Below are 23,525 nucleotides of genomic sequence, written 5' to 3' on the forward strand. Positions count from 1 at the left end.
GAGCGTCAAGGAGTAGCGAGCATGAGCGATCTGATCGAGCGCAGTCTGCAGCGTGTGCTGGCCTTGCAGGTACGGCTTTATGCCTGCCAGGCCCGCCTGGGCGGATTCACCGACGCGGAGGCGTTGCACGACCTGCGCATCACCTTGCGCCAGCTGCGCAGCCTGCTGCGCCCCATGCGCGGCCTGGCGACGGTGGATGCCCTGGAGCAGGCCGCCGCGGTACTGGGCCGGCTGACCGGTCCCTTGCGCGATCGCGAGGTGTTGATGGCCGAACTCGAGCGCATGGGCCGGACCGACTTGCTCGCCTTTGACCAGGAGGCGCATGCCAGGGCTTTTGCGGCAGTGGCCAGCAGTCGTGAACTGGCCGAACTGATCGCCTTGCTCGACAACTGGCCGGTTGCCTGGCGCGAGGCAGCACGGCGTGGCCAGCTGCGTAGCGTCAGCAAACGCATCCAGCGTCGCCTGCGGCGTCAGCAGGCGCAGCTGGCGCAGGCCCTGCGTGATCCTGCGCACGACCGCCATCGCCTGCGCCTGCTGATCAAGCGGGTGCGCTACGCGGGCGAGACCTATCCCTTGCAGAGCGGCCTGGACAGGGCGGCGCTGGCGCGGCTCAAGCGCGCCCAGAGCGCGCTGGGCGACTGGCACGACCACCTGCAGTGGCTGGCGCAGAGCGAGGTGATCGAGGCGCTGCATCCCTGCCGGGAGGCCTGGCTGCAGGGGCAGCTGGCTGCCGAGGAGCGTGCGGACGGGGCCCTGATCGCGTTGTTCGGCGACTTTCCCCTGAGCGAATGAGGCGACATTTTCGCCGGCAATATGACCGAATCGGCATCTTGCCGGCCTATCTTCCAGGCTGCGCCATCCCCTAAGATCATCGCCCTTGATGACGCGCGAGGTCCGTATGACGCTTTTGCAATTGCTCGACGCGGTGCGCCGCGATCCCGATGCCGTGGTGATACCGGCCGAATGGGGTCAGGGGCGTGCCAGTTTCGGTGGCCTGGTCGCCGCCCTGGCGTTCGAGGCCATGCGTGCCAAGGTCCCGCAAGGGCGCCCGGTGCGTTCGCTGGCGATCACCTTCGTCGGTCCCGTCGCACCGCACGTGCCGGTGAGCTTCCAGGCGGAAGTGCTGCGCGAGGGCAAGGCCGTCAGCCAGATGCTCCTGCGCGCGGTCCAGGATGGCCAGGTGGTGACGGTGGTGCAGGGCAGCTTTGGCGCGTCGCGTGCCTCCGCGGTCGACGTGGCGGCGCTGGCAGCCCCGGAGATCACGCCGGTCGAGCAGTGCCAGGAGTTGCCTTACGTGCCGGGCGTGACGCCGGAATTCACCCGTTACCTGGCCATGCGCTGGGGCATTGGCGGTATGCCGTTCAGCAACAATCCTTCGCGGCAGATGGGCGGCTGGGTGCGCCTGCGCGGCGAGCAGGCGGCCCAGCCGCTGGACGAGGCCTACCTGCTGGCGCTGGTCGACGCCTGGCCGCCAGCGGTACTGCCACACCTGAGCAGCCCGGCGCCCGGTAGCTCGCTGACCTGGACGATCGAGTTCGTCCAGCCTTTGCAGGCGCTGACGACCGAGCAGTGGTGCCTGTACCGCGCCGAGATCGAGCATGCACGCGATGGCTATGGGCATGTCGCCGCAGCCATGTGGAGCCCGGCGGGCGACCTGCTGGCGCTGAGCCGGCAGACGGTGACGGTGTTCGGCTGAGCGGCCTCAGTCGACGGCCTGGGCGGTGCGGTTACGGCCCTCTGCCTTGGCCCGGTACAGCGCGCTGTCGGCGCGCGCCAGCACACCTTCCAGAGGCTCCGCGGGGCGGCGCTCGGCCAGGCCGACGCTCAGCGTGATGCCCAGTTGCTGGCCGTCGGCGCCGTTCAGCGCCAGTGCCTCGGCACTCAGGCGCAGACGTTCGGCCACCTGCAGGGCGTCGCAACGGTCGGTCTGGGTCAGCAGGGCGGCGAACTCCTCGCCGCCGAGGCGGCCGATGATGTCCACTTCACGCAGCACCTGGCGCAGCAACTCGCCCAGGCGGGCGAGGACCTCGTCGCCGCTCTGGTGGCCGTGGTTGTCGTTGATCGCCTTGAAATGGTCGATGTCGAGCATCAGCAGGGTACAGGGCTGGTCGAAGCGTTCGGCGCTCTTGAACAGCTCGCCGGCGCGCTGCAGGAACGCGTGGCGGTTGTTCAGGCCGGTGAGCGCGTCGGTGGTGGCCAGTACCAGCAGTTCCTGTTCCATCTGCTTGCGCAGGCTGATGTCGTAGCTCCAGATCAGCAGCGCAGGCCTGCCGTGATACTCCAGCACGCGCCCCGAGACCACGCCCCAGTAAGGTTCGGCTCCGGCCAGCTGGGTCTCCCAGCCGTCCAGGCGCTGGCGGGCCTGCAAGGCCTCGCTGAAGTGCAGGGCCTCGCGGGCGTTGCTGAACAGGCGACTCAGCGAGAAGTCGCTGCTGGCATCGAGTTCCAGGCGCTGGCGCAGCCGCTGGTTGACGAAATGCACCTGCTTGCCGTCGTCGCTGATCAGCGCCACGTCACTGGGGCTGGCGTCGAGGATCTGCCGCAGCAGCGCCTGGCCCTCGCTGAGCTCGGCGGTGCGTTCGCTGACGCGTTGTTCCAGGTGCTGGTTCAGCTCGGCCAGGTTGTGCGACAGCATGCGCGCCTTGCGGTAGTCGCTGACCAGGCGCGACACCAGCAGGGCGCCGCCGAGCAGAAGACCGAGCAGTGTCCAGCCCAGGCCGATGAAGCAGCGGTGCAGGAGCTGGCGCTTGGCGTCGATCTTGTTGGCCAGGGACATCTTGCTGGCCACCATCACCTCGTGCATCGGCTTGAGCAGCTGCGGCAGGCGTTGATGGATTTCTTCGGCCAGTTGCCGGACACCCTGCGGGTCACCCCAGCGCGCGCGTGCATCCCAGTCGCGGCTCAGGCCGATGATCTGATCGAGCGTGCCCTGGGTGATCGACTGCGACTCGGGCAGGAAGTCGAACAGATGGTGGCGTTCCAGTGACTGGGTCAGGCTGCGCAGCACCTGGATGCGCACCACCAGATCGTCGCTGTCCAGCTCGCCCTTGCGCAGGCTGTGCGCCGCGTCGAGCAAGTGGTTCATCTCGTTGTCGATCTGGTACGCCTGCCAGAGCTCGTTGTGCAGCGTCGGCAGGGCCAGTTGGCGTGCCTGCTCCTGCACCAGCCAGAGCGAGCCGAGCGTGACCAGTGCCATGGCCAGCACCAGGGTGATCAGGGCGGACAGTTTCAGGCGGTGACGGGAGGGCGAAACGGGGGGCGTTGCAATCGAACTCATTCGACGTGAATCTCGCTGAGCTGCCAGACGGAGCGGTTGTAGAACACCTGTTGGTGCAGTTCGGGGTAGTCGTCGAGCGGGTAGATGAGGTACAGCGGCCCGAGGTCGCGGATGGAGAGGAACTGGCCGTCGCGCTGGTAGGCGATCAACGGCTGGTAGCGCTGGATATCGGCCGCCGGGATCACCACCGAGTAGTGATTGAGCGAGCGGGTGTACACCGGCCTGTCGTGCGTTTCTTCATCCATGGATTGCAGCAGCCACGGCAGGGACACGCCCATCCACAGCTGCTCCTTGCCGCTGGCGTCACGCAGGCGGATCGTGCTTTGCGGGAAACGCTGCAACTGGTGCAGGGTGAAACTCTGCTGGCGGCCGTCGGCCAGGTACAGGCGCAGCGCCGTCCGGTCCTGCGGGTAGGGAACGGGCTCCGCCTTGACCGCGGTCAGACAGAAAAACGTCACGCAATACATGACAATAAAATGTCGTGACATAAAAAAGCGGCTGCCATCGGTCAATATATTGTCGATGCTATCGTGGTTTGGCCCAGCCGCTTGAATTGGCCCGACGAACGGAGGCGCGCGGATTCAGGGCGTTGCCTGGCTCGCGCCGGCATGGCGACGCAGGACGAAGGCGGCGCGCAGGCCGATGCCGGCCAGGACCAGGGCCAGCGCGCTGGGCTGGCAGGCGGCTGTCACCAGCAGGGCCACGGCGAGCAGCAGCAGGCACGCCGCCAATTGTTGAATGGCGCGGGCGGTGCTGTACGGGTCAAGCAGGGGGGCGCTCATGTTGCATTCCTCGGGGGGGTGCAACCAGTCTATGAACGCTCCGGCACGGGCGACGAATCGTTTCTGGCTATGACCGGCATAGCCTCCAGCGATCCTACAGCTTGAGCTGGCGGATCGCCTGGTTGAGCTGGGCCGCCAATGTGGCCAGTTGCTGACTGGTGGCTGCCGATTCCAGCGTCTGGCCAACGGTCTGCTCGGTGACGTCGCGGATGCCGACGACCGAGCGGCTCATTTCCTCGGCCACCTGGCTCTGCTGCGCAGCTGCCACGGCGATCTGCGTGTTGCTGTCACGCATCAGGGCCACGGCGGCGGTGATCGCTTCCAGCGACTCTCCGGCTTCCTGTGCCAGCTGCACGCACTGGTTGGCGTTCTCCGAGCTCTCGCGCATGAATTCCACGGCGTCACGGGTGCCTCCTTGCAGGTTGCCGATCATCTGGGTGATCTCGTCGGTGGAGTCCTGCACGCGCTTGGCCAGGTTGCGCACTTCGTCGGCGACCACGGCGAAGCCGCGACCCATTTCGCCAGCGCGGGCAGCCTCGATGGCCGCATTGAGGGCGAGCAGATTGGTTTGTTCGGCGATGCCATGAATGACGCCGACCACGCGACTGATGTGCTGGCTGTCCTCGGCCAGGCGCTCGATGCTGCCGGCGCTCTGGCGTACGCCCTGGGAGAGGGCGGCGATGGACTGCTCCACGCGTTCGACCACCTGCTGGCCGGCGCGTGCCAGCTGGTCGGCGCTGAGCGACTGGTCACGGGTCGTGCCGGCGTGATCGGCGATGTGCTGCACGGTCGCCGACATCTCGTTGATCGCCGTGGCGGCCTGGTCGGTCTCGCTCTGCTGGCTGAGCATGCCCTGGCGTACCGCGCCCATGCGCTGGGCCATGTTGCGCGTGCCGCTGTCGAGTTCGCTGGCGACCTGGCCGACGGTGCCGACCACGCGCTGGTAGCCGGCCTGCATGGCGTTGAAGGCGGCAGCCATCTGGCCGACCTCGTCGCGGCTGTCCAGCGGTACGCGCAATGACAGGTCGCCGCTGCGTTCTGCCTGCAGCATCACGTCCTTGAGTGTGTTGAGGTGGCTGAGCAGGAAGCGGATCAGCAACTGCGAGGCCGCCAGCAACAGCAACATGAGCACCGCCACCGCCAGGGCATAGGACAGCGCGTGCTCGGTGAACAGGTCGAATAGGCTCGGCGCCCGCGCCACGACGGCGAGGTTGCGTCCGTCGGCGAGCGAAACCCGCTGCGCGCCAACCGCCGGCATGCTGTCGAACCAGGCGTCGTGTTTCAGTACCTGCCAGCCGCTGGCATCGGCCGCACCCTGGGCATTCGCCAGGGAGGCATCGCCTTGCAGTACCTGGACATTGCCGGAGCTGGGCAGTGTCGCCTGCTGCGGCCACTGCTGAAGCAGACGTGCCTGGGCGCTGGCTGCCTGGCGCGCATCGAGGCTGCGGGCCGCCTGCTCGGTGTGCAGGGCGAACAGCACCAGCATCAGGCTGATGACGAATGCGACGGCGTTGACCGCCCAGAATTTGTACTTGAGAGAAAGATCGCTGATCCAGGCGCCCATGCTGTCGTTATCCGTTTCGCTGCGTTCACTATTGGCTATGTGCCAGTAGTATGCCTTGGGGCAAGGTCAGAGTCTTGACGTCAATCAAGAGTCCGTGCTGCCACTCTCCAGTATGGTCGGCATGGCGAAGAATGCCCGTGCGCATGCCGTCGACTGTGCCGCCAGCTGCTGTTCGCTCTGGCCACGATGCAGTGCCACTTCGCGCAGGACCTCGCCGAGGTAGGCCGGCTCGTTGCGCCCGCTCCTGGGCTTGGGCCGCAGGCTGCGTGGCAGCAGGAAGGGGGCATCGGTCTCCAGCATCAGGCGCTCGGCGGGGATGTCCTTGAGCAATGGATGCAGATGGGTGCCACGGCGTTCGTCGCAGACCCAGCCGGTGATGCCGATGTGCAGGTCGAGGTCGAGATAGGCATAGAGGGCACGGCGCTCGCCGGTGAAGCAGTGCATCACCGCAGCGGGCAACTGGTCACGATAGCCGCGCAGGATCTCCAGCAGGCGCTGGCTGGCTTCGCGCTCGTGGAGGAACACCGGCATCTGCAGTTCCACCGCCAGCGCCAAGTGTTCTTCCAGGACCTTCTCCTGGATGGGTCGGGGTGAAAAGTCGCGGTCGAAATCCAGGCCACATTCGCCGACGGCACGGACCTCGGGCTCGTTCAGCAGTGCTTTCAGGGCGGTGCTGCTGGTCGTGCTCCAGCTGCTGGCATCGTGCGGGTGGATGCCGGCCGTGCTGAACAGTCGCTGGCCGCTGGCGTCCAGCTGTCGGCAAAGTGCCAGGCTGGCCTCGCTTTCCTTCAGACTGGTGCCGGTCAGCACCATCTGGCAGACGCCGGCTGCATAGGCGCGCTCCAGCAGCGCCTCGGCCTGGGCGGCCAGGCTGGGGTGGGTGAGATTGACGGCGATGTCGACGAGTTGCATGGTGCCACCTGATTAGCGCGAGGGGGGCAGAATAGCAGACGCCATCCGTTCGTCAGGAAGTCGATTGAAAACAACGGCTTGGTAGTTGTTTTCAGGACCGGCGGAGGGGCATGGGCTGGCGTGGCGGGGCTCGCCTGTGCCAATCTCCGCGCCCCCGTGTCGGCCCAGGGAACTTGTTTGGCAGCTTCGCAGTCAGTTGCCGTCTGTCGCGCATCCGCGAGCAGCAGATCAAGCACCCCCGCGAGGCTTCGCCGGCCTGCTGCCATTGTTGGAGAGTCGATGTCGCGATTGCTGCTGATCCTGTGCCTGCTGGTCGCGCTGCCGCTGCCGGTCAGCGCACGCCTGGCAGGCCCGCCCGAGGTCGGCAGCCAGACGCGCAGCGCCCGTGACCTGTCGGCGATTCGCACCAGCGGCGAGCTGCGCGTCCTGGTCAATCAGAGCCGCAACAGCTCGGGCCTGGTGAAAGGGCAGAGCATCGGTGTCGAGTACCACCGTCTGCGCGCGTTCGAGCAGTACCTCAATCGTAACGCCCGCGACGGGCGCAGCATCACCCTGAAGATCATCCCCAGGGCCAAGGACCAGTTGCTCGGCGCCCTGCAGCGCGGCGAGGGCGATCTCGTCGCCCCCGGGGAGCTGCTCAGCGTGCGCGCCGGTCATGATGTCAGCGCCAGCGCCGCGATTCGCCGTCAGGTACCGCTGGTGCTGGTGTCCAAGCAGGGTAACCGGCACTACCGCAGCCTCGAGCAGCTGGCCGGGCGCAGTCTTTCGCTGCCGGCGGGCAGCGCGGTCGGCGAGGCGCTGCGGCGGATCAATCAGCAACTGGCGGAGCGCAAGCTGCCGCCCATCGTGGTCGAGTGGGTCGACCCCAGCCTGGCGGTCGAGGACGTTCTGGAAATGGTCCAGGCCGGCATCTTCGAACGCACGGCGGTGGAGCTGCCGATCGCCGAGCGTTGGGCCAAGGTGATGCCCAGGCTGCGCGTCGACAAGCACCTGGTGCTGGCACGCGACGGCGAGATGAAGTGGTTCGTGCGCCCCGACGCGCCGATGCTGCGCGCCAGCATCGACCGCTTCTTCAGCGGCTATCAGGCCCCGGCCGATCAGGACAGTGCCTTCCAGCGCGTCTATCGGCGCCTGTACAAGGTGCATTCGCCCCTGGGGCGAACCGAGCGCCAGCGTCTGGAGAAGGTGCGCCCGGTACTGCAGAAACACGCCGAGCAGCAGGGCTTCGACTGGCTGCTGCTGGCGGCGCTGGCGTTCAAGGAGTCGACCCTCAACCCTGCGGCGCGCGGTGCCAGCGGGGCGACCGGGCTGATGCAGATCACGCCGGCGGCGGCGCGCAGCGTCGGCGTCAGCAACATCACGCAGGTCGACGCCAACGTCCAGGCCAGCAGCAAGTACCTGGCGATGATTCGGCGCAACTTCTTCAACAGCCCGCAGCTCAACGAGCGTGAGCGCATGGCCTTCGTCCTGGCGGGATACAACCTCGGGCCGCAACGGGTGCAGAGCCTGCGGGCGGAAGCGCGTCGGCGTGGCCTCAATCCCAATCAGTGGTTCTTCCAGGTCGAGCGGGTGGCCATGGAGCAGATGGGGATGGGGGTCGTGAGCTATGTGAACTCGGTGAATAAGTACTACCTTGCTTATGACCGCGAGCGCTATTTGCTCGAACCGCAAGGACAGCGTCTGACGGTTAAATAGGTATCTATTTTTTCGATTATCGTTAGCGGTATTTTGCGATTTTTAAATCGAATAAATTGGATATTCTGTGCGCCATCTACCTCACACATCAAAGGAAGCCTTGCAATGAACAACCTGATCAAGAGCATCACCGCCAGCCAGGCCGGCATGGGTATCACCATTCTGCGCGTGATCGCCGGCCTCACCTTCGCCGCGCATGGTTCGCAGAAGCTGTTCGGCTGGTTCGGCGGCTATGGTCTGGCCGGTGTCGCGCAGTGGATGGAAAGCATCGGCCTGGCACCGGGCTACCTGATGGCGCTGCTGGCCGGTAGCGCCGAATTCTTCGGCGGTGTGGCACTGATCATCGGCCTGCTGGTGCGTCCGGCAGCTGCGGTGCTGGCGGTGACCATGTTGGTGGCGATCTTCAGCGTGCACCTGGCCAACGGCTTCTTCATGAGCAACAACGGCTACGAGTTCGCCCTGGCGCTGCTGGCGATCAGCATCGCGCTGGTGTTCGAAGGTGCCGGCAAGCTGTCGGTCGACGGCAAGATCGCTGGCTGATTCGCTTCCGCAGCAACAGGAAGGCCCGCCAATGCGGGCCTTCTTGCGTTCAGCGCCGGGCGATCATGCTGCCGGCGCTTGCTCGGCCTTCTTCTCCTGCGCGGCGACCTGCTGCGCCAGCTCGATCATCTGCTCGCGCATCCAGCGGTTGGCCGGGTCCTGGTCGGTGCTTTCGTGCCAGTACAGGTGCGTTTCCAGTGCCGGTACGTCGCCCACCGGCAAGGTCACATGGTGCAGGTTGTGGCGGCGGGCGAAGCGCTCCGGCACGGTCATCACCATATCGGTCTGCTGCATCACGCTGCTGGCCATCAGGTAGTGCTGCGAGCGCAGGGCGATCTTGCGCTGAATCCCCATCTTGCCCAGGGCCAGGTCGACATAGCCGAGGCCGCTGCGGCGGCTGGAGATGTGGATGTGGGTCAGCGACAGGTATTCGTCGAGGCTGATCTTCTCCTTGGCCAGCGGGTGGCCAGGGCGCATGGCGCAGACGTAGCGATCATCCAGCAGCTTGACGTGGCGCACCTGCGGGTCGGTGTTGAGCGGGGCGTCGACGGCGAAGTCCAGGCGCCCGGCGGCCAGCTCCTTGGTGGTTTCGCGGCGCTTGGCCAGGAAACTCTCGATGCACACGCTCGGCGCCAGGCGACGCAGGCGCTGGAACAGCGGCGGCAGGAGAATCTGCTCGGAGAGGTCGGTCATGCTGATGCGGTAGGTCTTGCCGGCCTGCTGCGGGTTGAAGGTGCGGCTCTCCTGCACCGACACGCGCAGCAGCTGCAGGGCGTTGCGCACCGGACCGATGATGTTCTGCGCCATCGGCGTGGGCACCATGCCCTGGGCGGTGCGCACGAACAGCGGGTCGTTGAAGGTTTCGCGCAGGCGGGCAAGGGCGTTGGAAACCGCCGGCTGGGTGATGCCGACGATCTGTCCGGCACGTGTCAGATTGGCCTCGGTGTAGATGGCGTCGAAGACGATGAAGAGGTTGAGATCCACCTTGGTCAAGTTCATGCCGCAAGCACTCCAGGGCTGTCGATATCAATCGATCATATATCGGTTATGAATGTTCATACACGCTGAAAATAGGTTAGATAAATCTTAAGCGCTGTTCTAGCATCATTTCCACACCGACATCACACCCGATCCGCCAGAAGGTATTGCCCATGGATTTCGCCTATTCCCCGAAGGTTCAAGAGCTGCGTGAGCGCGTCAGCGCATTCATGGAAGCGCACGTCTATCCGGCCGAAGCGGTATTCGAGCAGCAGGTGGCCGAAGGTGACCGCTGGCAGCCGACCGCGATCATGGAAGAGCTGAAGAGCAAGGCCAAGGCCGAGGGATTGTGGAACCTGTTCCTGCCCGAGTCGGACTACGGCGCCGGCCTGAGCAACACCGAATACGCACCGCTGGCGGAAATCATGGGCCGTTCGCTGATCGGCCCGGAGCCCTTCAACTGCGCGGCGCCGGACACCGGCAACATGGAAGTCCTGGTGCGCTACGGCAGCGAGGCGCAGAAGCGGCAATGGCTGGAGCCGCTGCTGTCCGGCGAGATCCGCTCCGCGTTCGCCATGACCGAGCCGGGGGTGGCCTCGTCGGACGCCACCAACATGCAGGCCAATGCGCGTCGCGAGGGCGACGAGTGGGTCATCAACGGGCGCAAGTGGTGGACGTCCGGCGCCTGCGACCCACGCTGCAAGGTGATGATCTTCATGGGTCTGACCAACCCGGACGCGCCGCGCCACCAGCAGCACTCGATGATCCTGGTGCCGATGGACGCGCCCGGCGTGACGGTACTGCGGCCGCTGCCGGTGTTCGGCTATGACGACGCCCCGCACGGCCATGCCGAAGTGCTGTTCGAGAACGTGCGGGTGCCTTACGACAGCGTGCTGCTGGGCGAGGGGCGCGGCTTCGAGATCGCTCAGGGCCGCCTCGGCCCGGGCCGTATCCACCATTGCATGCGTTCGATCGGCATGGCCGAGCGCGCCCTGGAACTGATGTGCAAGCGCGCCGTGAGCCGTACGGCGTTCGGCAAGCCGCTGGCCCGCCTGGGTGGCAACATCGATCACATCGCCGATTCGCGCATGGAGATCAACCAGGCGCGCCTGCTGACGCTGAACGCGGCCTATATGATGGACACGGTGGGCAACAAGATCGCCGCCAGCGAGATCGCCCAGATCAAGGTGGTCGCGCCCAACGTGGCGCTCAAGGTGATCGACCGGGCGATCCAGATGCACGGTGGCGCCGGGGTCTCCAACGACTTCCCGCTGGCTTACTGGTATGCGATGCAGCGTACCCTGCGCTTGGCGGACGGGCCGGATGAAGTGCACCGTGCGGCGATCGGCAAGTACGAGATCGGCAAGTACGTGCCGCGCGAAATGATGAAAGCCAGCCGCTGAATCAGCCGCTGTAGATGAAGAGGCCCGCATTCTGCGGGCCTCTGTGTTTGCGCCTCAGGGCAGGCGGTCTTCGGCTGGCTGGGTCTGGCCCAGCCAGCCGAGGCGCATGTGCAGTTGCGCGGCGAAATGACGGGCTGCCAGCTCGTCCTGGAACGTCAGTGCGCGACGGCCGAGGCGCACCTGCCAGAGGCGTTGGCCCTGGCGCTCGATGAGTTCTATGCAGACGTCGGGCATCGCGACTCCTGGCTAGTCGATGGCCTTCCGGTCGCGTGTCTTGAGCAGGGAAAGCAACACGCCGCCGGCCAGCAAGCCCAAGGTTACGCCAAGTGAGAGCAGGGCGGGAACCTTGACCAGGTCATGCAGGAAGATCTTGCCGCCGATGTACATCAGCACCAGCGCCAGGGCGTACTTCAGATAGATGAAGCGGTGCATCAGTGCGGCCAGGGCAAAGTACAGCGCGCGCAGGCCGAGGATGGCGAAAATGTTCGAGGTGTAGACGATGAACGGGTCCTGCGAGATGGCCAGGACGGCGGGCACGCTGTCGACAGCGAACACCAGGTCGGCCAGTTCGATCAGCACCAGCGCCAGCAGCAGTGGCGTGGCGTAGAGCAGGGCTCTGCCGCTGGCCTGATCCTTCAGGCGCACCAGGAAGCGGCCACCGTGCAGGTCGTCGGTGACGCGGATGCGCGTGCGCACGAAGCGCAGCAGCGGGTTCTGCGCCAGGTCCGGGTGCGCCTCTTCATCGTTGCTGCGCAGCATCTTCACGCCGCTGAACAGCAGGAAAGCGCCGAACAGGTAGAGAATCCAGTCGAACTGCTGCACCAGCGCCGTGCCCAGGCCGATCATCAGCGCGCGCAGCACGATGACGCCGAGGATGCCCCAGAACAGCACGCGGTGCTGGTAGCGGCGGGGAATGTTGAAGTAGCCGAGGATCATCGCCATGACGAAGACGTTGTCCATCGACAGCGACTGCTCCACCAGGAAGCCGGTGTAGTACTCCATGGCCTTGGTGCCGCCGAGCTGCCACCAGATCCAGCCGCCGAAGGCAACGCCGACGCTGAAGTATCCGGCGTACAGCAGCAGGCTTTCACGCACCTCGATTTCATGCTGGTCGCGGTGCAGCACGCCGAGGTCGAGTACCAGCAGGGCGATGATCAGCAGCAGGAAGGCCAGCCAGAACCAGCCGGGTGTGCCGAAGAGTGGGGATGTCAAAAAGGCGAGTAGAGCGTCCATGAGCCCTCCCTGTGTCTGCCTGAGTTGAAAGAAATCGACTCAGTGACTCCGACATCACGGTGAGCAGCTCACCGCCAGAGGGGCCCGGCGTCACGCGGAGCAAAGGCTAACGCCGCGCCGAGAAACTGCCAAGCCCCCTGACGAGGATTGTTGGCGTGGTCAGTAGACCCACACCTCGACGCGGCGATTGCGGATGCGCCCGCTGTCCTGGTCGTTGGCCGCTACCGGCAGTTCGCTGCCCAGGCCGGTGATCTCGCGGAACAGTACGCCCTGCTTGGCCAGTTCCCGACGTACGGCCATCGCCCGCAGCTTGGAGAGCAGTGCGGCGCGCTCGGGGTCGCTCTTGGGGTCGCCGAAGCCGACCAGCACTACCTTGTTCCGCAGCTTGTCGTGCTGCTTGAGGTAGTCCATGACCCGCTGCAGGTCCCGATAGGCCTTGTTGTCCAGGGTCGCGCTGCCTTCCTGGAAGCGGAAGTTCACCGACAGGCGCTGCGCCTGCTCGGCGAGCTGGCGGTAGTCGCTCGGCATCTGCGTTTCCGGGGTGACCTTGATCGCCTGCACGGTCTGGGCGATGAAGCCGGCGCTGTCGACGATCGCCTGGCCACGAGGGCTGTGCGCGAAGTCGATCAGTGCGCGGGCCCAGGGGTTTTCCAGTTGCGGATCGTTGTAGATGAACAGGCGGCGTGCGAGCGGGTAGTCCTCGGTGGCGATCAGCGAGGTGCTCGGCAGCATCGGATGCGATTCGCCCGCGGCCACGGCGATGGCCTTGGCCTGGCGAACGTAGGGCAGGCCGATGAAGCCGATGCCGTTGGGATCGCCGCTGACCAGGTCGGAGAGCTGGTTGCTGGACTCGAAGCGCCGGGCGCTGGCGGCCAGCGTCCGGCCACCTGGCGCCAGGACCAGTTCCTTGAAGGTGTCGTAGGTGCCGGAGTTGTCGTCACGCGCATAGGCCTGCACCTTGCCCGGCTTGCCGCCGAGGGCGGCCCAGTCGCTGATCTCGCCGGAGAACAGCTGGGCGATCTGCTCGACGCTGAGGGCGCTGATCGGGTTGCCGGGGTGGACGATGATCGCCAGGCCGTCGATGGCGATGATCTGTTCGCTCTGCGGGCTGTGCAGGTCGCCCAGGCTCGCCAGGCTGGCGGCTTCGCTGTCCTTGATCGGGCGGGACGAGGCGGCCAGGTCGGTACTGCCGTTCTGCAGCGAGGCGAAGCCGGTGCCGGAGCCATGGGCCGCCACCTCGACGATCACGCTGCGGCCGTTGGCCTGACGGCCGACGATGCGCTGCTCGTTTTCCCGGGCGCCGGCTTCGCTGCGGATGTCGCGCAGCCCCTGGGCCTCGAACAGGCCCTTGACCAGTTCCGGGCCGAGCTTGGCACCGATGGTGTTGGAGCCCTGGATGCGCAGGACCGGCTGGTTGCCCTGGGAAGCGGGCAGGGCGGCGAACACCGACAGGGGCAGGGCGTAGCAGATGAAACCGATGAGCAGCAGGGACAGGGTACGACCCCAGAGGTCGCGATCAGCGTAGGACAGGGCGCGCGGCATGCGGCAGGCACCTTCTAGTGGGTGGGAGAAAGTGTCGCGCAGAATAAGTCGATTGAATGACAGTCAGGTTACAGCGGGCTGCCGGGTGGCTCTGCACCGGGCTCCGCGGCGCCGCCGAGGAAGGTGATCTCGCAGCGGTTGCGGCCAAGCGCCTTGGCCTGGTAGAGCATGCGGTCGGCCGCCAACAGCAGGCCGTCCAGGTCGCCGAAGGGTGGCCAGGCGACCACTGCCCCGATGCTCAGGGTGCAACTGATCGTCTGCCTGTCCAGTTGCACCTGGGTGTCGCCGAAGCGCTGGCGAATGCGTTCGGCGATTTCCCGTGCCTGTTCGAGGTCGCAGCCGGGCAGCAGCAGAGCGAATTCCTCGCCACCGATGCGCGCCAGCAGTTCGTCCTTGCGCAGGCCGCTGCCCGCCAGGTTGGCGAAGGCCTTGAGGACCTGGTCGCCGGCGGCATGGCCGTGGTTGTCGTTGATGCGCTTGAAATGGTCGATGTCCAGCATCAGCAAGGCCAGGGGGCGCTGTTGCTGAGCCAGCAGACTCAGTTGTTCGCTGGCCTGCTCACGAAAGGCCCAGCGGTTGAGCAGGCTGCTCAGCTGGTCATGGCTGGCCAGGTAGCGCATGCGTTGCAGCAGTTCATTGCGCGCCGACATCACACTGGCCACGGTCAGCGGTGCCAGGGCGATCAGCGACACGCCCAGGCGCAGCGACAGCAGCACTGGCCGTGAGTTGACGTCCAGCGGCGCCAGCGACAGGCCGTTCAGGGCGATCGACACCAGCACCCAGCCACTGGCCAGGAACGTCAGCAAGGCGGTGCTGAACAGTCGGTAGCTCAGGGCGCACCACAGCAACGCCGGCACCGGGAAGGCGACCACGCCGGGGCCGCCGATCAGCAGGCACAGCGCCGCGGAGACCAGCAGCCCGAGCAGTGGCAGGAGCTTGCGCGCCTGTTCGGCCGTCCACAGCGGGCGGCGCCGCCGCTCGGCGCGCACGGCCCGGCACGCGGGCAGGGTGAGCATGACCGGCAGGAACAGCATGTAGTTGACCAGCTCGGTCATGAACCAGAACACCCAGCCACCCATCGGCTTGCCGCCGTACAGCAGCGGGTCGGTGATTGCGCCGAAGCAGCCGGAGGCAGCGGCCGCCGCGACGATGGCCAGCACCAGGTAAGGCACCGAGGCGGGCGTGCGCAGGCTGCGATGACCGGCGTGCAGGCGCCTGAGCAGGAGGAAGCCGACGACCACCCCCGACAGGTTGCCGGCGCTCAGCAGCAGGGTCTGCTGCAGGCTGCTGCCGGCCAGCAGGTCGGCCAGCAGATAGGCGCACAACGCGCCGCACCAGCCGGCCGGACGAGCCAGGCGGGGAAACCGGACCAGGGCACCGAGCAGTACGGCGTTGGCCGGCCACAGCGCCGCCAGGTGGCCGATCGGGCGGGTGAGGATGCCCAGCAGGCAAGCACCGAGCACCAGCAGGCAAACCAGGGCTGCAACGCCCGCTGCGCAGTGGCGGGCGTCGGGAGGTGAGGTGGCGGAACTGCTCATGGCCGGACCCTCGAGATCGCCACCGGAGAAAATGATGGCGTTATCGAATTAGCCTAGCCTGCGTGGATCATTCAGCAATCTGCAGCCAGATCGGCGCGTGATCCGAAGGTTTCTCCATGCCACGCAGTTCGTAGTCGATACCGGCTTCGAGCAGGCGTGGTTGCAGCGCCTGGCTGGCGAGGATCACGTCGATGCGCAGGCCGCGCTTGGGTTCGTCCTCGAAACCGCGGCTGCGATAGTCGAACCAGCTGAAGCGGTCGTTCACCTCGGGGTTGAGGTGGCGGAAACTGTCCACCAGGCCCCAGTTCTTCAGGGTCGCCAGCCACTCGCGCTCTTCCGGCAGGAAGCTGCACTTGCCGGTCTTCAGCCAGCGCAGGCGATTGGGTTCGCCGATGCCGATGTCGCAATCCTCGGGGCTGATGTTGATGTCACCCATCACCACCAACGCCTGCTGCGGATCGAAACCTTCCGTCAGCAGCTGCTGCAGGTCGGCGTAGAAGCGTTGTTTGGCCGGGAACTTCACGGGGTGGTCGCGGCTTTCGCCCTGAGGGAAGTAGCCGTTCATCACCGTGACCGGCTTGCCCGCGGCGTCGGCGAAGGTGCCGTAGATGAAACGTCGCTGGGCCTCCTCATCATCGCCCGGGAACCCCTTGTGCAGGCTCAGCGGCTCCTGGCGCGAGAGCAGGGCGACGCCGTAGTGGCCCTTTTGCCCGTGGTAGTGCACGTGATAGCCGAGCTGACGGATCTCGGCCTCCGGGAACTGTTCATCGGATACCTTGGTTTCCTGCAGGCCGATCACGTCTGGCTGGTGTTTCTCGATCAGCGCCTGCAGTTGATGAGGGCGCGCGCGCAGGCCATTGATATTGAAAGAAACGATTTTCATGGGCAGCGGGTCCTGGGCAAAAGGCGATGCTAGCCGATCCTTCACGGCTGCGGCCAGCGCCTGGCGAGCATGGCATGGCGGTGCTAGGGTCTGTACGAAAAGTCAGCGGGCGAAGTCCGGGCCGTGCATCAACAGGCGGGAACGGACAGCGCCTGAGGCATCCGAGATCCATCTGGCCCACAACCTATAACAACAGAGGTCCGCCATGCCCCACAACGCTCCTGCAGAAGTGCGCATGCTCGATGGTGGTTACGCCCGTGAGGTGCGCTCGCTGCTCTACCATGCCTACCGCCACGAACCCACCTTCGGCTATCTGTTCGACGCGGATCGGCCGGGGTTCGATCAGCGCGTTCGCGCGACGATTCGCGAGTTGGTGCAGCAGCACTTTTCCGAGGACCTGCCGGCCATCGGCCTGCTGATCGACGATCGTCTGATCGGTGCGGCCCTGATCGCACCGCCGCAGCGGCGGCTGGACATCACCGAAAGCTGGAGCTGGCGCCTGCGCATGCTGCTGACCACCGGCTTCAGCTGCACCCGTCGCTATCTCGACTACCACGATGCCGTGCTCGCCTGCCTGCCGCCGGGTCCCTACCACGTATTGCCATTGCTCGGCGTTCATCCCGAGTTCCAGGGCCAGCACCGTGGTGAGCAGCTGCTCGAGGCGCTGCATGACTGGTGCGCGCAGGACAGCGGGTCGCAGGGGGTGGTGCTGGATACCGGGAACGCCAGGTACCTGGAGTTCTATCGCCGCCAGGGCTACGAGGAAATCGGTGAACTGGCGCTCGGCCCGGTGGTGGAGCACGTGTTCTTTCATCCCAACCCGCAGCCGGTGGTGCGCGCCAGCGCCTGAACCCCGGCTGTCTGCCCGGCACGCGACGGCTCTGGCTGGGGCTCTGCTCCGTGGTAGCATCCCCCGCCATGAGTGTATATGGACATATCAGGCGCAGCCTGGCGCTGTTGCTGATCAGTTCGGGGGCTTTCGCCGCGAACGAACTGGACGTACGGATTACCCCGAGCAACGCCGCTCTGAAAGCCAATATCGAAGGTTATGTCGGCAGCCTGGACGGGCGCGACCGGCAGGCATTGCGCCGTCTGCGACGCATCGTCGAGGGCGAGGCCGACAAGGCCGCCCAGGCGCTGGGCTACTACCAGGCTCGTATCCGCAGCCATGTTGACGAAGGTGAGCCGCCGCGCCTGGTGCTGGAGGTCGAGCCCGGCGAGCGTGTACGGCTGCGCACCGTCAATATCCGAATCGAGGGCCCGGCGAGTGACCTGGCTGCCTTTCGCGTGCCCAGCGCCAGCCGTCTGCAGCCGGGCGCCGTGCTCAACCATGGACGCTACGAGGATGCCAAGCGACTGATCCAGAACCAGGCCTCGCGCTATGGCTTCTTCGATGGCCGTTTTTCCCGGCAGAGCCTGCTGATCGACCCGGACGCCGGGGTGGCCGACATCGAGCTGGTGTTCGTCAGCGGGCCGCGCTACCGCCTGGGTGATCTCAGCTTCACCGGCGACTTCCCCTTCGACGAAGCGCTGCTGCGGCGCATGGCGCCGTTCGAGGCGGACACGCCCTATGACTCCGAACTGATCGCCGAGCTGTACCAGGCGTTGCAATCCAGCGGCTACTTCGAATCGGTACGGGTCGATGCCATCCCTACGCAGGCCGATCAGCAGCGCATTCCCGTCACGGTGGCGCTGCAGGTGCGCGAGCCGCGCTCCATGGGGCTGGGCCTGGGTTTCTCCACCGACGTCGGGCCGCGCCTGCGGGCCAACTGGACGCGCCACTGGCGCAACCCGCAAGGGCATAGCTATGGCATAGAAAGCGAGCTGTCGGCGCCACGGCAGAACGTCGGGCTGTGGTACGACATACCGGGCGATCCGCCGCTGACGGACAAGCTGCGCCTGGCGGGTGGCTATCAGTACGAGGAACTGGCCAGCAAGGACAGCCTCAGCCGCCTGCTCAGCCTGGGGCCGGAATGGCACAGCCAGCGCTCCGGAGGCTGGCAGCGGGTGCTCTCGCTCAAGTGGCAGCGCGAGGAGTATCGCCTGGGCGACGATTCCGGCCTCAGTACCCTGCTGATGCCGGGCGCCAGCTATTCGTTGCTGCGCAGCGACAACCGGCTCGATCCGAATCAGGGCTATCGCCTGCAGTTCGACCTGCGTGGTGCCGTGGACGGGGTGCTGTCCGACGCCAACGTACTGCACGGCAACGTCATGCTCAAGGGGCTGACCACGCTGTTCGACAACCATCGCCTGCTCGGTCGCGTGCAGTTCGGCGGCACCGAGACCAACGGCTTCACCGCCGTGCCGCCGTCCTTGCGCTTCTTCGCCGGCGGCGACCAGAGCGTGCGGGGCTACGACTACCAGACCCTGTCGCCGGAGAACAACCAGGGCGACAAGATCGGCGGCCGCTACCTGTTCGCCGTCAGCGCCGAGTACCAGTACAGCCTCACGGACAAATGGCGCCTGGCGACCTTCATCGACCAGGGCAATGCCTTCAACTCGCTGGAGCTGCCAACGCTGAAGACCGGGGTCGGCTTCGGCGTGCGCTGGGTGTCGCCGGTCGGGCCGCTGCGCCTGGACCTGGCCCACGCCCTGGATGACGATGGCGGCATCCGCCTGCATTTCTCCATGGGGCCCGAGCTATGACGCGGCGCCTGCTGAAAGGCCTGCTGGCCGCTTCACTGGGGCTGCTGCTGGTACTGGGCGCCACGCTGGCGGGGCTGCTCGGTACGCAGGGAGGCAGTCGCTGGCTGCTGGCCCAGGTGCCGGGGCTCGAGGTCGAGCACTTCAGCGGTCGTCTGGGTGGCGCCTGGCAGGCTGAACATGTGCGCTGGCAACAGGCGGATACGCAGCTGCAGTTGCAGCGAGTGGACTTCGCTTGGTCACCTTCCTGCCTGCTGCGCCTGACCCTGTGCCTCGACCGCGTGCATCTCGAGCAGGCCGTGCTGAGCGTGCCGCCGAGCGAGGCGAGCGCCGCACCGCTGCGCCTGCCGAGCCTGAAACTGCCCCTGCGCCTGCAACTCGGAGATGTCCGTCTGGGTGAGCTGCGCCTGGACGGGCAGTCGCAATTGACGGAGTTGCAGCTGATCGGCAACTGGAACGAGCAGGGCGTCGATCTGCAGCGCCTGACGTTGCAGCGTGACGACCTGCAGCTGGAGGTCAGCGGTCAACTGACGCCACAGGGCGACTGGCCGCTGACCCTGAGCGGCCGCCTGCAACTGCCGCAGGTCGATGACAGGCCCTGGCAGGTCGCCTTGCAGGTGGCGGGCGAGCTGCAGGGCACCCTGCAGCTCAGCGCAGACAGCAGCGGCTACCTGGATGCGCGCATTCAGGGCAAGGTGCAGGCGCTGGCCGAGCAGCTGCCGGCGGAACTGCATCTGAGCAGTCGCGAGTTTCAGGCCAGCAGCGCCTTGCCGGCGACCCTGCAGCTGCGCGACCTGGACCTGCAGGCCAGGGGCGATCTGGCTGCCGGCTATCGCATCGACGGCACGGCCAGCCTGCCGGCCGAGCAGGCGCCCATGCCGGTGCGGCTCAGCGGCCGCGTCGATGCCCAGGGGGCGAAGATCGACGCGCTGCGCATCCAGGCCGAGGAGCAGCATGTACAGCTCGACGGCACACTGGACTGGAGCGACGTGTTCAGCATCGATGCGCGACTGGACTGGCAGGACTTTCCCTGGCAGCGCCTCTATCCGCTGGACCAGCCGCCCCCGGTGGCGTTGCACCGCCTGCAGGCCGAGATGAGTTTCAGCGAGGGCAACTACCTGGGTAACTTCAGCGCACAGCTGCAGGGGCCGGCCGGTGAGTTCAGCCTGAGCAGCCCGGTCAGCGGCGATCTTGGCCAGGTCAGTCTGCCTCAGTTGCAGCTGGTGGCCGGGCAGGGACGAGCTGAGGGTGTGGTCAGGCTTGGCTTCGCCACGGGCATCGACTGGCAGGCGATGCTGCAGCTCAGCGAGTTCGACCCCGGCTACTGGCTGGCGGAGATGCCGGGCACGCTGGCAGGCCCGCTGAACACCTCGGGGCGTTTCGCCGCGGACGTGTTGCAGGCGCGCGCCGATATCGACCTCAACGGCCGTCTGCGCGGCCAGCCTGCGCAGCTCCAAGTGCAGGGGGCCGGGAGTGGCGAACACTGGCAGCTGGATCGGCTGTCGGTGCGCCTGGGCGACAACCGCATCAGCGGCCAGGGCGCGCTCGAGCAGCGCTTGCGTGGCCAGCTGGATGTGGCGTTGCCACGTCTCGGGCAGCTCTGGCCCGGCCTGCAGGGGCAGTTGCAGGGGCGCCTGGCGCTGGCCGGCAGCCGGCAGGCTGCACAGGGGCAGTTGGCCTTGACCGGGGAACGGCTGGCATTCGGCGAGCCCAGCGTGCGTCGCCTGCAACTGGATGCGACGCTGGATGCCCGGCAGCAGGCGGGCATCGCCTTGAACCTGCGGGGTATCCGCATTGGCGACACCCTGCTCGGGCGCTTGCAGGCCGAAGCGCGTGGCGACCTACAACGCCAGGCGCTGCAGCTGGACCTGCAAGGGCCGCTGCTGACACTGGCGCTGGCGCTGGATGGCCGGCTCGGTGAACAGGGCGACTGGCGAGGGCGTATCGCCAGCGGCCGTGTCCAGAACGGTGGCCAGGACTGGCAGCTGCAACAGGCCGCCGGCCTGGAACGCCTGGCCAGCGGCCGGCTGAACCTGGGTGCACACTGCTGGCAGTCCGGTGCGGCCAGCCTGTGTGGTGGCGAGCAGCGGCTGATGCCGCAGCCCAGTCTCGACTGGCGCCTGCAGGACTTCCCACTGGCCAGCCTGCAACCCTGGCTGCCCGAGGATTTTGCCTGGCAAGGGCAGCTGGCCGGCCGGCTCAAGGTCGATCTGCGCGAAAGCGGCCCCAATGGCGAGATCACCCTCGACGCCGGTGCCGGCACCCTGCGTATCCGGCAGCCGGAGCAGGAGCAGTGGCTGGATTTCCCCTATGACAGCCTGCGTCTGGAGAGCAGCCTGCGCCCGCAACGGGTCGACAGCCAGCTGCGTTTCCTCAGCGAGCGCCTGGGTGAGCTGTCGCTGCAGGCGCGGATCGACCCACGGCCGCAGAGCAAACCGATCAGCGGCGAGTTCCGCCTGAGCGGCTTCGACCTGGCCGTGCTGCGCCCCTTCGTGCCAATGGCGGAAACACTCGAAGGCCGCCTGCAGGGCGCTGGCAGGCTGGCGGGCGGGTTGCTGGCGCCGCAGATCGATGGCCAGTTGCGTCTGCAGGGCGGTGCGCTGTCCGGCAGCGCGTTGCCGGTGAGCCTCGAGGCGCTGCAGGTGCAGGCGCTGATTGCCGGCGAGCAGGTGCAGCTGTCCGGCAACTGGCGCAGTGGGGAGCAGGGCAGTGGCCAGCTCAACGGGCAACTGAACTGGGCCGCCGGGCTGAGCGCGGAGCTGACCCTGCTGGGTCAGCACCTGCCGGTCAAGGTGGAGCCCTACGCCGAGCTGGAGGTCGAGCCCGACCTGCGCCTGCAGTTGCGCGAGCAGCATCTGGCCGTCAGCGGCAAGGTGGGCGTGCCGCGTGGCCTGATCAGCGTGCGCGAACTGCCGCCGTCCACGGTGAAGCTGTCCGGCGACGCCCGGGTGGTCGGTCGCGAGGAACCGCTGGCCGAGCAGGGCCTGGGCATCGCCATGGACGTCGACGTCGAGGTCGGCCAGGACAGGCTGGCCTTCAGCGGCTTTGGCCTGAGCGCCGATCTGCGCGGCCGCATGCACATCGGCGACGACCTCGACACCCGTGGTGAACTGGACCTGGTCAATGGTCGCTACCGCGCCTACGGTCAGCGCCTGACCATCCGCCGCGCGCGCCTGCTGTTCACCGGGCCGATCGATCAGCCGTTCCTCGATGTCGAGGCGATTCGCCGCGTGGACAACGTGGTGGCCGGCATTCGCCTGTCCGGCAGTGCCGAACAACCCAGCACCACGGTATTCGCCGAGCCGGCCATGAGCCAGGAGCAGGCGTTGTCCTATCTGGTGCTGGGGCGGCCGATGGGGCAGGGCAGCGGCGACAACAACATGCTTGGTCAGGCGGCCCTGGCGCTGGGCCTGGCGGGTAGCAGTTCGCTGACCACCAGCCTGGCAGGCAGCCTGGGCATCAAGGACTTCCAGCTGGATACCGAGGGCAGCGGCCTGACCACCAGCGTGGTGGCCAGCGGCAACCTCACCGACCGCCTCAGCCTGCGCTATGGCGTGGGGGTGTTCGAGCCGGCCAACACCATCGCGCTGCGCTACGAGCTGACCCGCCGCCTGTATCTCGAGGCGGCCAGTGGCCTGGCCAGTTCGCTGGACCTGTTCTACCGGCGAGACTTCTGATTTTTGCTATATCCCTACATGCTCGCAGGTGTATCGGCCGCGCTTCTGCGCTAGTCTGGACGGATGGTCGGGCCGTGACCTGCCATTCGACAGGGCGCTCGTCAGTGTGCCGCCCAAGTCACCTATCCGCCCTTCAACTCCCTGAACGATAAGGAAAATTCCCATGGCGCAAGTCACTCTCAAAGGCAACCCGGTGCAGGTCGACGGCCAGCTGCCGCAAGCGGGCCAACAGGCTCCGGCCTTCAGCCTGGTCGCAGGCGACCTGAGCGACGTCACCCTGGCCAGCCTGGCCGGGAAACGCAAGGTGCTGAACATCTTCCCGAGTGTCGACACGCCGACCTGTGCGACCTCCGTGCGCACCTTCAACGCCGAAGCCAGCCAGCTGAACAACACCGTGGTGCTGTGCATCTCCGCTGACCTGCCGTTCGCCCAGGCGCGTTTCTGCGGTGCGGAAGGCCTGGAAAGCGTGGTCAACCTGTCCACCCTGCGCGGTGCCGGCTTCCTCAAGGATTACGGCGTGGCCATCGCCAGTGGCCCGCTGACCGGCCTGGCCGCGCGCGCCGTGGTGGTGCTCGACGAGAACGACAAGGTGCTGCACAGCGAGCTGGTTGGCGAGATCGCCGACGAGCCGAACTATGCCGCTGCCCTGGCCGTGCTGAAGTAAGTCGCCAGGCGTCACCTGAAAACGGCCTGCTCTGCAGGCCGTTTTCGTTGCTGCCGCAAAAGGCGTCCGCCTTGCTGGCCAATCTCCGGCCAAGGCCGGACGCAAACAGTTGGTTACGTAAGCGCAGCGTAAATAGCCGGTAAATGGGCTTTGCTTGACGCGGGCGAGTGCTTATCGTGCCGACTCCCAGAAAA

General features: G+C 66.5%; 20 protein-coding genes. 9 read left to right on the plus strand and 11 right to left on the minus strand.

The genetic code is table 11. The features are described 5' to 3' along the window. Window positions 1–21: 21 nt before the first annotated feature. Both E4487_RS05600 and E4487_RS05605 read left to right on the plus strand, forming a co-directional pair. Window positions 22–792, plus strand: a complete 771-nt coding sequence (locus E4487_RS05600; RefSeq protein WP_175252878.1) for a CHAD domain-containing protein — start codon at window positions 22–24, stop codon at window positions 790–792. Window positions 793–898: 106 nt separating this feature from the next. Further along, window positions 899–1,696, plus strand: a complete 798-nt coding sequence (locus E4487_RS05605) for an acyl-CoA thioesterase II (protein ID WP_134675903.1) — start codon at window positions 899–901, stop codon at window positions 1,694–1,696. A 6-nt stretch (window positions 1,697–1,702) separates the two neighbouring features. Here E4487_RS05605 and E4487_RS05610 read toward each other — a convergent pair whose 3' ends face one another. The 5 genes from E4487_RS05610 to E4487_RS05630 all read right to left on the minus strand — a co-directional run bounded on the left by E4487_RS05610 (window position 1,703) and on the right by E4487_RS05630 (window position 6,535). After that, on the minus strand, window positions 1,703–3,277 hold the full coding sequence (locus E4487_RS05610) for a GGDEF domain-containing protein (protein ID WP_175252879.1): 1,575 nt from the start codon (window positions 3,275–3,277) through the stop codon (window positions 1,703–1,705). Further along, complete coding sequence (locus tag E4487_RS05615) at window positions 3,274–3,735, minus strand: hypothetical protein (protein WP_051800579.1); 462 nt, start codon at window positions 3,733–3,735, stop codon at window positions 3,274–3,276. Before E4487_RS05615 ends, E4487_RS05610 begins: the two co-directional genes overlap by 4 nt. Window positions 3,736–3,858: 123 nt before the next feature. Beyond that, window positions 3,859–4,059 (minus strand): hypothetical protein, encoded by a 201-nt coding sequence (locus tag E4487_RS05620; protein WP_175252880.1) that lies wholly within the window; start codon window positions 4,057–4,059, stop codon window positions 3,859–3,861. A 94-nt stretch (window positions 4,060–4,153) separates the two neighbouring features. Next, window positions 4,154–5,623 (minus strand): methyl-accepting chemotaxis protein, encoded by a 1,470-nt coding sequence (locus E4487_RS05625; protein WP_175252881.1) that lies wholly within the window; start codon window positions 5,621–5,623, stop codon window positions 4,154–4,156. Between the two features lie 84 nt (window positions 5,624–5,707). Beyond that, a complete protein-coding gene (locus tag E4487_RS05630; RefSeq protein WP_175252882.1) occupies window positions 5,708–6,535 on the minus strand; it encodes a TatD family hydrolase in 828 nt (275 codons plus the stop codon). Window positions 6,536–6,814: 279 nt separating this feature from the next. Between E4487_RS05630 and E4487_RS05635 the strand changes: the two genes are divergently transcribed. Next, on the plus strand, window positions 6,815–8,230 hold the full coding sequence (locus E4487_RS05635; protein WP_175252883.1) for a transglycosylase SLT domain-containing protein: 1,416 nt from the start codon (window positions 6,815–6,817) through the stop codon (window positions 8,228–8,230). 105 nt (window positions 8,231–8,335) lie between these two features. Then, window positions 8,336–8,770 (plus strand): DoxX family protein, encoded by a 435-nt coding sequence (locus E4487_RS05640; RefSeq protein ID WP_175252884.1) that lies wholly within the window; start codon window positions 8,336–8,338, stop codon window positions 8,768–8,770. Between the two features lie 63 nt (window positions 8,771–8,833). Here the strand turns inward: E4487_RS05640 and E4487_RS05645 are convergent, their stop codons facing one another. Further along, a complete protein-coding gene (locus tag E4487_RS05645; protein WP_037052061.1) occupies window positions 8,834–9,769 on the minus strand; it encodes a LysR family transcriptional regulator in 936 nt (311 codons plus the stop codon). 152 nt (window positions 9,770–9,921) lie between these two features. On the opposite strand from E4487_RS05645, the gene E4487_RS05650 reads away from it, so the two are divergent. Further along, window positions 9,922–11,151 (plus strand): acyl-CoA dehydrogenase, encoded by a 1,230-nt coding sequence (locus tag E4487_RS05650; protein WP_175252885.1) that lies wholly within the window; start codon window positions 9,922–9,924, stop codon window positions 11,149–11,151. A 54-nt stretch (window positions 11,152–11,205) separates the two neighbouring features. On the opposite strand, the gene E4487_RS05655 is transcribed toward E4487_RS05650, so the two are convergent. The 5 genes from E4487_RS05655 to xthA form a co-directional block, all read right to left on the minus strand. Beyond that, complete coding sequence (locus tag E4487_RS05655) at window positions 11,206–11,385, minus strand: hypothetical protein (protein ID WP_037052063.1); 180 nt, start codon at window positions 11,383–11,385, stop codon at window positions 11,206–11,208. A gap of 12 nt (window positions 11,386–11,397) precedes the next feature. Continuing rightward, window positions 11,398–12,384: a TerC family protein gene (locus E4487_RS05660; RefSeq protein WP_037052064.1), complete on the minus strand. Its 987-nt coding sequence runs from the start codon at window positions 12,382–12,384 to the stop codon at window positions 11,398–11,400. A gap of 159 nt (window positions 12,385–12,543) precedes the next feature. Then, window positions 12,544–13,926, minus strand: a complete 1,383-nt coding sequence (locus E4487_RS05665; RefSeq protein ID WP_175252886.1) for a substrate-binding domain-containing protein — start codon at window positions 13,924–13,926, stop codon at window positions 12,544–12,546. Between the two features lie 68 nt (window positions 13,927–13,994). Further along, entirely contained in the window at window positions 13,995–15,464 is a 1,470-nt protein-coding gene (locus E4487_RS05670; protein ID WP_175252887.1) for a GGDEF domain-containing protein, read from the minus strand. A 67-nt stretch (window positions 15,465–15,531) separates the two neighbouring features. Beyond that, window positions 15,532–16,347, minus strand: a complete 816-nt coding sequence (gene xthA / locus E4487_RS05675) for an exodeoxyribonuclease III (protein ID WP_175252888.1) — start codon at window positions 16,345–16,347, stop codon at window positions 15,532–15,534. 205 nt (window positions 16,348–16,552) lie between these two features. Between xthA and E4487_RS05680 the strand changes: the two genes are divergently transcribed. From E4487_RS05680 to tpx, 4 genes are all read left to right on the plus strand, one after another. Then, window positions 16,553–17,197 (plus strand): N-acetyltransferase, encoded by a 645-nt coding sequence (locus E4487_RS05680; RefSeq protein ID WP_175252889.1) that lies wholly within the window; start codon window positions 16,553–16,555, stop codon window positions 17,195–17,197. A 68-nt stretch (window positions 17,198–17,265) separates the two neighbouring features. After that, entirely contained in the window at window positions 17,266–18,993 is a 1,728-nt protein-coding gene (locus tag E4487_RS05685) for an autotransporter assembly complex family protein (protein ID WP_175252890.1), read from the plus strand. Further along, window positions 18,990–22,667: a translocation/assembly module TamB domain-containing protein gene (locus E4487_RS05690; RefSeq protein ID WP_175252891.1), complete on the plus strand. Its 3,678-nt coding sequence runs from the start codon at window positions 18,990–18,992 to the stop codon at window positions 22,665–22,667. The genes E4487_RS05685 and E4487_RS05690 overlap by 4 nt, the downstream gene beginning before the upstream one ends. Window positions 22,668–22,830: 163 nt before the next feature. Continuing rightward, window positions 22,831–23,331: a thiol peroxidase gene (gene tpx, locus E4487_RS05695; RefSeq protein WP_037052072.1), complete on the plus strand. Its 501-nt coding sequence runs from the start codon at window positions 22,831–22,833 to the stop codon at window positions 23,329–23,331. Window positions 23,332–23,525: the final 194 nt, after the last annotated feature.

Source organism: Pseudomonas sp. BMW13 (genome assembly GCF_013357275.1).
In the GTDB taxonomy this organism is placed as follows: Bacteria; Pseudomonadota; Gammaproteobacteria; order Pseudomonadales; family Pseudomonadaceae; genus Aquipseudomonas; species Aquipseudomonas khazarica.

Bases quoted from the DNA above. Each gene is read 5' to 3' on its own strand.
- E4487_RS05600 (WP_175252878.1), top strand. From the start codon at position 22: ATGAGCGATCTGATCGAGCGCAGTCTGCAGCGTGTGCTGGCCTTGCAG.
- E4487_RS05670 (WP_175252887.1), bottom strand. From the start codon at position 15,464: ATGAGCAGTTCCGCCACCTCACCTCCCGACGCCCGCCACTGCGCAGCG.
- E4487_RS05630 (WP_175252882.1), bottom strand. From the start codon at position 6,535: ATGCAACTCGTCGACATCGCCGTCAATCTCACCCACCCCAGCCTGGCC.
- E4487_RS05610 (WP_175252879.1), bottom strand. From the start codon at position 3,277: ATGAGTTCGATTGCAACGCCCCCCGTTTCGCCCTCCCGTCACCGCCTG.
- E4487_RS05680 (WP_175252889.1), top strand. From the start codon at position 16,553: ATGCCCCACAACGCTCCTGCAGAAGTGCGCATGCTCGATGGTGGTTAC.
- xthA (WP_175252888.1), bottom strand. From the start codon at position 16,347: ATGAAAATCGTTTCTTTCAATATCAATGGCCTGCGCGCGCGCCCTCAT.
- E4487_RS05650 (WP_175252885.1), top strand. From the start codon at position 9,922: ATGGATTTCGCCTATTCCCCGAAGGTTCAAGAGCTGCGTGAGCGCGTC.
- E4487_RS05660 (WP_037052064.1), bottom strand. From the start codon at position 12,384: ATGGACGCTCTACTCGCCTTTTTGACATCCCCACTCTTCGGCACACCC.
- E4487_RS05605 (WP_134675903.1), top strand. From the start codon at position 899: ATGACGCTTTTGCAATTGCTCGACGCGGTGCGCCGCGATCCCGATGCC.
- E4487_RS05685 (WP_175252890.1), top strand. From the start codon at position 17,266: ATGAGTGTATATGGACATATCAGGCGCAGCCTGGCGCTGTTGCTGATC.
- E4487_RS05665 (WP_175252886.1), bottom strand. From the start codon at position 13,926: ATGCCGCGCGCCCTGTCCTACGCTGATCGCGACCTCTGGGGTCGTACC.
- E4487_RS05625 (WP_175252881.1), bottom strand. From the start codon at position 5,623: ATGGGCGCCTGGATCAGCGATCTTTCTCTCAAGTACAAATTCTGGGCG.
- E4487_RS05655 (WP_037052063.1), bottom strand. From the start codon at position 11,385: ATGCCCGACGTCTGCATAGAACTCATCGAGCGCCAGGGCCAACGCCTC.
- E4487_RS05690 (WP_175252891.1), top strand. From the start codon at position 18,990: ATGACGCGGCGCCTGCTGAAAGGCCTGCTGGCCGCTTCACTGGGGCTG.
- E4487_RS05645 (WP_037052061.1), bottom strand. From the start codon at position 9,769: ATGAACTTGACCAAGGTGGATCTCAACCTCTTCATCGTCTTCGACGCC.
- tpx (WP_037052072.1), top strand. From the start codon at position 22,831: ATGGCGCAAGTCACTCTCAAAGGCAACCCGGTGCAGGTCGACGGCCAG.
- E4487_RS05640 (WP_175252884.1), top strand. From the start codon at position 8,336: ATGAACAACCTGATCAAGAGCATCACCGCCAGCCAGGCCGGCATGGGT.
- E4487_RS05620 (WP_175252880.1), bottom strand. From the start codon at position 4,059: ATGAGCGCCCCCCTGCTTGACCCGTACAGCACCGCCCGCGCCATTCAA.
- E4487_RS05635 (WP_175252883.1), top strand. From the start codon at position 6,815: ATGTCGCGATTGCTGCTGATCCTGTGCCTGCTGGTCGCGCTGCCGCTG.